Source organism: Arthrobacter sp. PsM3, from assembly GCF_030433895.1.
Lineage (GTDB): Bacteria > Actinomycetota > Actinomycetes > Actinomycetales > Micrococcaceae > Arthrobacter.
Genome location: NZ_JARUXE010000104.1, coordinates 1 through 1,173 on the forward strand (window position 1 = coordinate 1; position 1,173 = coordinate 1,173).

At 74.2% G+C, this 1,173-nt stretch carries 1 protein-coding gene; it reads left to right on the plus strand.

The window, feature by feature from the left end:
- Positions 1 to 28: 28 nt before the first annotated feature.
- Positions 29 to 1,173: DUF222 domain-containing protein (locus tag QCD75_RS21760; RefSeq protein ID WP_301231612.1), on the plus strand; the 1,145-nt coding region annotated here is incomplete at its 3' end.

The following is a 1,173-nucleotide window of genomic DNA, read 5'->3' on the forward strand; positions in this document are numbered from 1 at the left end:
TGTCGCAGGTGCCCGATAGTGTGTTTCCATGGACGGCAAGCAGGAGCCCGGTGTGGCTCCGGAAGCGGCGGTTGGTGAGGCGGTCACGGAGGTGGCCCGCTCCCTCGCTGCCGTCCGGCCGGCCCGTGGGAGTGCCGGGCTGATCGGCCAGCTCCGCGAACTCGAGGACCTGAAATCCGCGGCGGCCGCGCTGCAGGCCAGGATCGCGGTCGCCTTCGACCTGTGCCAGCGCCGCGAACAGCGGAACCTTGGGATGCCCGCCGCGGAGCTGGGTGCCGGGGTCGGCGCGCAGATCGCCCTGGCCCGGCGGGAATCCCCGGCCCGCGGCGGACGGCTCCTGGGCCTGGCCAAAGCCCTCCTCACCGAAATGCCCCACACCCTCGCCGCGCTGGAGGGCGGGCAGCTCAACGAATGGCGCGCCACCTTGCTGGTGAAGGAAACCGCCTGCCTCTCCGCGGCCGACCGGGCCGCCGTCGACGCCGAACTCGCCGCCGACACCGGAACCTTCAACGGGGCCGGGGACCGGCACATCATCGCCGCGGCCCGGACCGCCGCCTACCGCCGGGACCCCCGCACCGTCACCGCCCGGGCCAGCCACGCCGCCACCGAACGGCACGTCAGCCTCCGCCCGGCCCCGGACACCATGTGCTACCTCACCGCACTGCTCCCCGTCGCCGCCGGCGTCGCCGTCCACGCCGCCCTGACCCGGCACGCCGACACCCTCCGCTCCGGCGGGGACCCCCGCACCCGCGCCCAGCTCATGGCCGACGCCCTCATCGAACGCACCACCGGAAAGGCCGGCGGGATCAGCGGGATCGAAATCCAGCTCGTCATGACCGACCGCACCCTCTTCCAGGGCCACAGCGAACCCGCCCGCCTCCCCGGCTACGGCATCGTCCCCGCCGGCTGGGCCCGCGACCTGCTCAAAACCGCCGGCACGGAAGCCGGCACGGGCTCAGGCAACACAGCAATTGGCTCAGACCGAACGGGCCCGGACCCAAGCGCCGGCACCGGTACCGGAGACGGCGCCGGAGACCGCACTGCCGGGGACGCAGCCCTGGACATCTGGCTCCGCCGGCTCTACACCGCCCCCGGCACCGGAGAGCTCACCGCCATGGACTCCCGCGCCCGGCTCTTCCCGCCAGGACTCCGCCGCTACCTCACCGCCCGCGA